Source organism: Liquorilactobacillus uvarum DSM 19971 (genome assembly GCF_001434935.1).
GTDB lineage: Bacteria > Bacillota > Bacilli > Lactobacillales > Lactobacillaceae > Liquorilactobacillus > Liquorilactobacillus uvarum.
The window spans coordinates 1-7,907 of the sequence record NZ_AZEG01000049.1 but is presented as its reverse complement, the minus strand read 5'-3'; the positions used below and the strand labels follow the sequence as shown (position 1 = coordinate 7,907).

General features: G+C 37.0%; 5 protein-coding genes and 12 tRNA genes. 15 read left to right on the top strand and 2 right to left on the bottom strand.

Annotated elements, in window-relative coordinates:
* Nucleotides 1-59: 59 nt before the first annotated feature.
* From FD20_RS11715 to FD20_RS11655, 13 genes are all read left to right on the top strand, one after another.
* Nucleotides 60-132, top strand: a tRNA-Asn gene (locus FD20_RS11715).
* An 11-nt stretch (nucleotides 133-143) separates the two neighbouring features.
* Nucleotides 144-235: transfer RNA gene (locus FD20_RS11710), tRNA-Ser, on the top strand.
* Between the two features lie 11 nt (nucleotides 236-246).
* Nucleotides 247-318: transfer RNA gene (locus tag FD20_RS11705), tRNA-Glu, on the top strand.
* A gap of 3 nt (nucleotides 319-321) precedes the next feature.
* Nucleotides 322-394: transfer RNA gene (locus FD20_RS11700), tRNA-Val, on the top strand.
* A 9-nt stretch (nucleotides 395-403) separates the two neighbouring features.
* Nucleotides 404-477: transfer RNA gene (locus FD20_RS11695), tRNA-Asp, on the top strand.
* A 24-nt stretch (nucleotides 478-501) separates the two neighbouring features.
* Nucleotides 502-577, top strand: a tRNA-Phe gene (locus tag FD20_RS11690).
* Nucleotide 578: 1 nt separating this feature from the next.
* A tRNA-Tyr gene (locus tag FD20_RS11685) sits at nucleotides 579-661 on the top strand.
* A gap of 12 nt (nucleotides 662-673) precedes the next feature.
* Nucleotides 674-747 (top strand) — tRNA-Trp (locus FD20_RS11680).
* A 6-nt stretch (nucleotides 748-753) separates the two neighbouring features.
* Nucleotides 754-826 (top strand) — tRNA-His (locus tag FD20_RS11675).
* A gap of 9 nt (nucleotides 827-835) precedes the next feature.
* Nucleotides 836-907: transfer RNA gene (locus tag FD20_RS11670), tRNA-Gln, on the top strand.
* A gap of 22 nt (nucleotides 908-929) precedes the next feature.
* Nucleotides 930-1,000, top strand: a tRNA-Cys gene (locus FD20_RS11665).
* A gap of 59 nt (nucleotides 1,001-1,059) precedes the next feature.
* Nucleotides 1,060-1,144, top strand: a tRNA-Leu gene (locus FD20_RS11660).
* Between the two features lie 572 nt (nucleotides 1,145-1,716).
* Nucleotides 1,717-3,030 carry an ammonium transporter gene (locus FD20_RS11655; protein ID WP_057738729.1) on the top strand — a complete coding sequence of 438 codons (1,314 nt, stop codon included), beginning with the start codon at nucleotides 1,717-1,719 and terminating at the stop codon, nucleotides 3,028-3,030.
* 140 nt (nucleotides 3,031-3,170) lie between these two features.
* Here the strand turns inward: FD20_RS11655 and FD20_RS11650 are convergent, their stop codons facing one another.
* Together FD20_RS11650 and FD20_RS11645 are read right to left on the bottom strand one after the other, a co-directional pair.
* Nucleotides 3,171-3,704, bottom strand: coding sequence for a 3'-5' exonuclease (locus FD20_RS11650; protein WP_057738727.1), 534 nt, complete (start codon nucleotides 3,702-3,704; stop codon nucleotides 3,171-3,173).
* Nucleotides 3,705-3,731: 27 nt separating this feature from the next.
* The gene (locus FD20_RS11645; RefSeq protein ID WP_057738725.1) at nucleotides 3,732-4,487 is read right to left on the bottom strand and encodes an exodeoxyribonuclease III; all 756 of its coding nucleotides are present in this window, start codon (nucleotides 4,485-4,487) and stop codon (nucleotides 3,732-3,734) included.
* Nucleotides 4,488-4,613: 126 nt separating this feature from the next.
* Between FD20_RS11645 and murB the strand changes: the two genes are divergently transcribed.
* Complete coding sequence (murB, locus tag FD20_RS11640) at nucleotides 4,614-5,522, top strand: UDP-N-acetylmuramate dehydrogenase (protein WP_057738723.1); 909 nt, start codon at nucleotides 4,614-4,616, stop codon at nucleotides 5,520-5,522.
* Nucleotides 5,523-5,614: 92 nt separating this feature from the next.
* Nucleotides 5,615-7,711 carry a cation:proton antiporter gene (locus FD20_RS11635; protein ID WP_057738721.1) on the top strand — a complete coding sequence of 699 codons (2,097 nt, stop codon included), beginning with the start codon at nucleotides 5,615-5,617 and terminating at the stop codon, nucleotides 7,709-7,711.
* The last annotated feature ends 196 nt before the right edge of the window (nucleotides 7,712-7,907 follow it).

Genomic DNA, 7,907 nt, shown 5'->3' with positions numbered 1-7,907 from the left:
GCGCCGATAGTAGTTGGGGGATCGCCCCCTGCGAGGGTAGGTCGTTGCCGTGCAAGTATTCCGGCATAGCTCAGTTGGTAGAGCATCTGACTGTTAATCAGGTTGTCGACGGTTCGAGCCCGCCTGCCGGAGTTTTTAATGATGGAGAGTTGTCCGAGTTGGCCGAAGGAGCATGATTGGAAATCATGTAAACGGGTATTAACCTGTTTCAAGGGTTCGAATCCCTTACTCTCCGTTAGCAAAAATGACCCGTTGGTCAAGTGGTTAAGACACCGCCCTTTCACGGCGGTAACATGGGTTCAAATCCCGTACGGGTCATATGGAGGATTAGCTCAGTTGGGAGAGCGTCTGCCTTACAAGCAGAGGGTCACAGGTTCGAGCCCTGTATCCTCCATAATATTTCGGTCCTATGGTGTAGGGGTTTATCACGCCTGCCTGTCACGCAGGAGATCGCCGGTTCAAATCCGGCTAGGACCGTTGTATTTTATAAATTTTAATGATGGCTCGGTAGCTCAGTCGGTAGAGCAATGGATTGAAGCTCCATGTGTCGGCAGTTCGATTCTGTCCCGCGCCACCATGGAAGGGTAGCGAAGTCTGGCTAAACGCGGCGGACTGTAAATCCGCTCCTTCGGGTTCGGTGGTTCGAATCCACTCCCTTCCATTTTATTTAAATAGGGGTATAGTTTAAAGGTAGAACTACGGTCTCCAAAACCGTCAGTGTGGGTTCAATTCCTACTACCCCTGCCATTGATGGCGATAGTGGCGAAGTGGTTAACGCACCGGATTGTGGCTCCGGCACGCGTGGGTTCGATTCCCACCTATCGCCCTTAGTTATTGGGTTATAGCCAAGCGGTAAGGCAAAGGACTTTGACTCCTTCATGCGCTGGTTCGAATCCAGCTAACCCAGTAAGGATTTGTCCCTTTAATATGGCGGTATAGCCAAGTGGTAAGGCAGAGGTCTGCAAAACCTTTATCACCGGTTCAAATCCGGTTACCGCCTTTAGTTGCTTTTAGGCGCTAACTAAGGTATTATTATTGGTGTTACTTTGTTATTATTATGCCGGTGTGGCGGAATTGGCAGACGCGCTGGACTCAAAATCCAGTGCCCGTTGAGGGCGTATCGGTTCGACCCCGATCACCGGTATCATCAGAGTATTGACATATGTTTGTATGTTAATGCTCTTTTTTTGTAAGTTTTTAATAATTAACTGTTTGGAACCCAGTTTGTTTTTGAACTAGGGTTTTTCTTTTCGATAGGATTCATTATATCTAAAAAATGGCAGTTGAGCAGATAAATGAACTGTTAGTTTTGAATTAACTGTCATACTCTCAATCTGCAGTGTTTATAACTGGACGCTAGTGTTCAAGGTTTAAAAAACTACGGGGAACTTTTTTGTTAAATTGGGTTGAGAGTTATTTTAAGAATATTAATTCTTAAAATAATAGTTTGAAAGATTGTTCCCATCTTTACTTCAGAAATTTGATAAAGTAACAGCACAATAAATTAATAGTTTTTGTTAGTATTTAGAGAATTAAAATCTTTTAAAGAACTTGTGGCTGTATATGTTATCTTTTATAACTTAAAAATGATTTTTAAAATGTTTTGTAAATATAATATGTCTATTTATTTATTAATGATATATATTTTTATTTAATATAGACTATTTTATGAAAATGATGTTATAATTTATAACATTAACAGTAGGAGGGATAGGGATGAATGGTTCGAACACGACTTTTTTAATTATTTCAAGTGTTTTAGTATTTTTTATGACACCTGGATTGGCTTTCTTTTATGGAGGTTTAGTTTCACGAAAAAACGTCGTTAATACAATGTTATCGGTGTTTTTCATCTGTGGTATCGCAGTTTTGCTATATGCAGCAGTTGGTTATGAATTATCTTTCAATGGAAATATTGGTGGCGTAATAGGAAAAGTCGATCACTTCTTTTTAAGCGGTTTGGATCTTGCTAAGATGCAGTCTAAGGAATTGGGAATTAATGTCGGAGCATATTTAATTTTTCAAATGATGTTTGCTATTATAACTCCGGCTTTGTTTGTTGGAGCAATTGTCGGCAGAATGAGATTTAACTTTCTCTTGATTTTTATTGTTTTATGGTCGATCTTTATCTACTACCCAATGGTACATATTGTTTGGAGTGCTAATGGTCTCCTTGCATCTTTTGGGGTATTAGATTTTGCAGGTGGAACTGTTGTGCATATCAATGCCGGTGTAACAGCACTTTTACTTTCAATTTTCTTAGGAAAACGGCTTAATTTCGGCAAAAGATTAAAAGTTGAACATTACAACATGCCATGGGTGTTGCTTGGAACAGCTATCCTGTGGATAGGATGGTATGGTTTCAATGCAGGTTCTGCTTTGGGAATGAATGAGGTAGCTGTCCAAGCTTTCTTAACAACAACAATTGCAACTGGAGCTGCAATGATTACATGGATGGTTGTGGACATGATAGTTGTTAAGAAACCAACGTTAGAAGGCGTATGTACGGGTACTATTTGTGGTTTAGTTGGTATAACACCAGCAGCTGGTTTTGTGACAGCTGCAGGCTCATTTTGGGTAGGTGCTATCAGTGCTCTTGCAAGTTATGGATTTATAACCTACATTAAACCCAAACTCAAATATGATGATCCATTGGATGCTTTTGGGTGTCACGGTGTTTCTGGGATTGTAGGATCAATTTTAACAGGTGCTTTTGCAAGTAAAGTTGCTAATAGTTCAATTTCTGAAAATGGTTTGTTTTATGGTGGCGGTTGGCATCAATTATTTATTCAAATTGTAGGAACACTCTTTACTATGGTATTTGTAACAGTTATTGTATCTGTGATTGTTGTAATAATGAAGTTGTTTGTTAAAATCAGAGTTAATGAAGATGAAGAAATTGAAGGACTGGATAAAAGTGAACATGGTGAGTATGCCGATTATACAGTGGCTTCTCAAACAAGTGATATTGAAAAATACGGTAAAGAATTTCAAGGCCAATTGGCACAGTTCAACAAGCCAAAGAGTTAAGCTTTTACTGACATGCAATAAAGATAGAACCGTATTCTGTTAAAGCTAGTTAATTTAAAGTATTCAAAAAAGCCTGAGGCAATGTTAATATTGCTTCAGGCTTTTTTATTTAGTAGTTAATTAAGCAGTGTAATATGTTATCAAATAGATTTAATAAATCTGCTTATATCATTTAAACCGAACTCTCTTAACTGATATAATAAGATGTTAGCACATGCCAAACTATCATCCAATGCATTGTGATGATTCTGAAGTTGGATCTCTAATTGTTCACACACAGTATTCAGCTTATAGTTTTCAAAATTTTTAAAATAAGAACGACTGGTCCTCAGCGTGTCTAATACAAGAAACTGTGGGTTTGCAATATCGTAATAAGCCAATGTATTTTTCAAGACGCTGCAGTCAAAAGTCGCATTGTGTGCAACAATCAGTTTATTTGGAGCAAATAGTGGAGAAAGATGCGGCCATAATTCTAAAAAGGTCGGTGCATTGGAAACATCTTCAGGTCTAATCCCGTGGATCTGGATGTTTCTCTGATTAAAAGGTACTTGCGGATTTATTAATGAGTAGAATTCATCAACGATGCGGTCATTACGTACAACAGTCAATGCGATTGAGCAAGCACTGTTTCTTTTAAAATTAGCAGTTTCAAAATCTAGTGCAACAAAATCCATTGTATACCCTCCTTGGATTCTAACTAATTATATTTTTAACTGTAAAAGGATAGGACAGTGATCGGATCCATAAATTTGCGTCAAAATATCAGCATTAATTATCTTAGATTGCAATATATTTGAAGTGATAAAGTAGTCTATGCGCCATCCAGCGTTGTTTTCACGAGCGTGGAAACGGTAACTCCACCAAGAGTAGATCCCGGTTTTAGTAGGGTGCAGGTACCGAAAAGAGTCTGTGAATCCTGCATCTAAAAAAGATGATAGCTTTTGGCGCTCTTCATCTGAAAATCCTGCACTATAGTGATTAGTTTTCCAATTTTTTAAATCAATGTTTTCATGTGCAACATTTAAGTCACCACACAAAACAATTGGTTTTTTACTGTCTAATGTTTGAATATATTTGAGAAAAGCTTCTTCCCACTTTAATCGGAATTCTAGGCGCTTTAATTTGGCTTGAGAATTAGGAGTATAACAAGTGATCAGAAAAAAATCGGGATATTCGAGTGTAATCACACGACCTTCATGATCAAAGACATCATTGTCGATCCCATAATAGACATTTTGGGCGGGGGTTTTGGCAAAAATAGCAGTACCCGAATACCCCTTTTTATCCGCATAATTCCAATATTTGTTGTAACCTGGAAGTTCGAGTTCAACTTGCCCTTCCTGTAGCTTAGTTTCTTGGATACAAAAGAAATCAGCATTTTGCTGTTTGAAAATAGACAGAAAGTCCTTTTTTAAAACAGCACGTAAACCATTAACATTCCATGAAATAAACTTCATTTATCTTTAACACCCTTCGTAAATCGTCTAGAATTAATTTTAACAGTTGCAATAGGGAAAAACTAGTTGTAACCTTCGTTTATGAAATATTTAATGACTAATTTTTGATTGTGAGGATCTTTTAAAATGAATCAAACAGAAAAAAAATTTTATAATCTTTTTTCAGAAAGTAAAATTCTTATTAATGAACCATTATCGAAATATACTAATACTAGAACTGGCGGACCCGCTGACTTATTGGCATTTCCGCAGGTAATAGACGAATTAAAAAACATGATAATTGAGGCAAAAAAATTAGCGATTCCAGTGACTGTGGTAGGGAATGCTAGCAATTTGATTGTGAAAGATGGTGGCATTAGGGGCTTAGTTCTCATCCTAGTTAAATTGAACCAAATAAAAATAGAGAACAAAAATGTAGTTGCTCAAGCGGGTGCTTCTTTAATTGATACGACTGAAGCCGCCTATAAATTGGGGTTAACAGGTTTAGAATTTGCAGCAGGAATTCCAGGAAGTATCGGAGGAGCAATTTTTATGAATGCTGGTGCTTATGGTGGGGAAATTAGTAAAGTGGTTCATTCGGTAACAATTTTAACAAGAAGCGGCGAAATTCGAGTTTATCAAAATGGTGATTTGGATTTCGGCTATCGTCACAGTCGCATTCAGGATGAAAAGGATATTGTTCTTTCTGCTCGTTTTGGTCTGGAAATTGGTAATAAGAAAAAAATTCGAGAAGCAATGGATGACTTTAATTTCTTACGTGCATCTAAACAGCCTTTGGAATATCCTTCTTGTGGCAGTGTTTTCAAACGTCCCGAAGGCCATTACACAGGGAAATTAATACATGATGCCGGTTTGCAAGGATTTCAGATAGGAGGAGCACAAGTCTCGCTTAAACATGCTGGCTTTATTGTTAATGTTGGTTTTGCAACAGCATCGGACTACCTGGCGGTTATAAAGCATATTCAGGAAACAATTCTTGATAAATTTCATGTGCAGCTTGAAACAGAAGTTCGGATTATAGGCGAAAATAGCTAGTTAAAACAAGGAGTTCACGTAAATATATTAAGCGAACTCCTTTTTTTTATTGCTTTTTTTTGTAATAATAGATACAAGGGGGTGGTAGTTGAATGACAGTTGTTGAAACAGTTATTTTGCTAGTTGCGTTAGTATTATTGTCAAATTTGGTCAATCACTATTTTAAAAAGGTTCCAGTCAGTTTGATTCAAATTTTCCTCGGCGCATCAATGGCAATACTGTTTAATTTAAAAATTGATCTGAATTCTAGCTGGTTTTTGTTACTTTTTATTGCACCTCTTTTGTATAATGATGGACGCAAATTTCCTAAAGATGAGTTATGGAAGTTAAAAGGCGCAATTGTGAATAATGCTATTATTCTTGTTTTTATTACGATACTCGTCGGAGGATATTTGATTTATCTGGTGATACCATCATTACCATTGCCAGTTGGGTTTGCTTTAGCAGCTATTTTAGCCCCAACTGATCCTGTTGCTGTTCATTCCATTTCTAGACAGGTTAAACTTCCTGACAATATTTTACATTTGGTTAGCGGAGAAAGTTTAATTAATGATGCAAGTGGGTTGATAGGGTTTAAGTATGCGTTGGCAGTTGCAGTTACCGGTTATTTTTCTTTTTCACAGGCCTTGGGAGATTTTATTTATATGTCTTCTGTTGGTTTAATAGCTGGAATCCTCCTGATTTACATTGTTATTTTTATTATTGAATGGCTTGTGGTAAAGGGCTTTAATGATGTGATCTTTAATACTGTATTGCAAGTATCAGTTCCGTTTATAGTATATTTGCTAACTGAAAAATATCTGCATGCTTCAGGTGTTATTGCAGTTGTAGTAGCGGGAGTCTTTTTTTCCTCAAAAAGGGTTTCTTTTAATAGTGTCCAACCAGAAATTAATTTGGTTAGTGAGCGTATGTGGGAGATTATTGTATATTTGCTAAATGGAACAATGTTTACTATTTTGGGAGTAGAGTTACCCGTGGCGACTATAGGAACGATTAAAAATGAGAAAATAAGCACTTTTAATGCTATTTTTTTAGTTTTCGTAGTTTGGTTTATCTTGCTAGCAATACGTGTAATATGGACTTACTGTTATCAACTTTTTGGACACGAAGAAGGGGAAGAGTCAGTTCGTTCAAGATTTAAAATAGCTATGTTATCAGGGTTATCTGGTGTGCGTGGTGCAATTACAATGGCAGCAGCATTGACGATTCCGGTACATACATTGTCGGGAGATAATTTTCCTGAGAGGGCGCTTGTCTTGTTTATAGCTGCTGGAGTGATTATTTTAAGCATGGTAATGGCAATTGTCACTTTGCCTATAATTGCAGGACATACTCTTGAATTGGAGACACGTGGTGGGGCTGTAATCATTGATGATATGGATGATGATTCGGAAGAGACTCATTTGATCAATCTGAATCAAGCAAAACTCTATATTTTGAAAAGTGCGGTTCGCAGTTTGGAAGAACAAAGACGAATGAACAACCAGTTAGCAGTCTATCATTTAATTTTGGAATACCAGTATATGATAAAAAGCATTGAAAACGATGAACGTGGAGAGGCTGAAGCTTTAGCAGCTACCACTGATGAAATAAAATTACGAAAGGTTGCAATTGAAGGACAGTTACGTGAACTGCAGCGTTTGTTTCGAACCAATCAAATTCATAAGAAATCTTTTTTAAAGTCAAGGAAAAATTTGCTTAGCCAAATGAAAAATGTTGATCATACTGCACGGATTAGACAAAATTGGTTGTTTCCGACAGTCGGTCAGTCTTTAAGAAAAACAATGCGTGCTGTTAGTTTGTGGAATGGTGTCAGGCGGGACGAAAATTATGGTGTTGAGATGCGTTTTATTGAACGAACCCTCGCCAAAGCTGCCATTAAGTCACTTTCGGAGTATTTAAAAGATCCAAGTGTTAACGAAAAGTCCTTCAACCGCGAAGTAATCTATCATTTGATAATCGGATATCGCAACATGATTGAAAAACAAAAAAGCGGAGATACATTAGGAAAAAAGGAATACCAGGAAGAAGTACGAAAGTTAAGATTCAAATCAGTGAGTGCCCAGAGATTATCACTCCAATATTTGGTTGAGCAGGGGTATATTACCCACCAAAATGCGATAAAATTGCAACAATATATCAACCATGAAGAGAGTTTAATTTTACGTTCCAGTGGTCTGAATAATTGATTTGAAAAATTTAAATGCATCTATACATGAGAATAATGGCCTCATGTGCAGCATAGAAAAAACAGAGTATTAGTTTTTAGATATGCAGAAATTACGGCAATTGTAAAGACACTAATGCGCGGATTTTGTTTTTAAAATTAGAGGCTGTGACATAAGTCTCCATAATAAAGGCCGGTTTGGAAAAATCTTTGGTTTT

What these genes read in the sequence shown, in the direction of transcription:
- FD20_RS11645 (WP_057738725.1), bottom strand. Translation starts at nt 4,487, where the DNA reads ATGAAGTTTATTTCATGGAATGTTAATGGTTTACGTGCTGTTTTAAAA.
- FD20_RS11635 (WP_057738721.1), top strand. Translation starts at nt 5,615, where the DNA reads ATGACAGTTGTTGAAACAGTTATTTTGCTAGTTGCGTTAGTATTATTG.
- murB (WP_057738723.1), top strand. Translation starts at nt 4,614, where the DNA reads ATGAATCAAACAGAAAAAAAATTTTATAATCTTTTTTCAGAAAGTAAA.
- FD20_RS11650 (WP_057738727.1), bottom strand. Translation starts at nt 3,704, where the DNA reads ATGGATTTTGTTGCACTAGATTTTGAAACTGCTAATTTTAAAAGAAAC.
- FD20_RS11655 (WP_057738729.1), top strand. Translation starts at nt 1,717, where the DNA reads ATGAATGGTTCGAACACGACTTTTTTAATTATTTCAAGTGTTTTAGTA.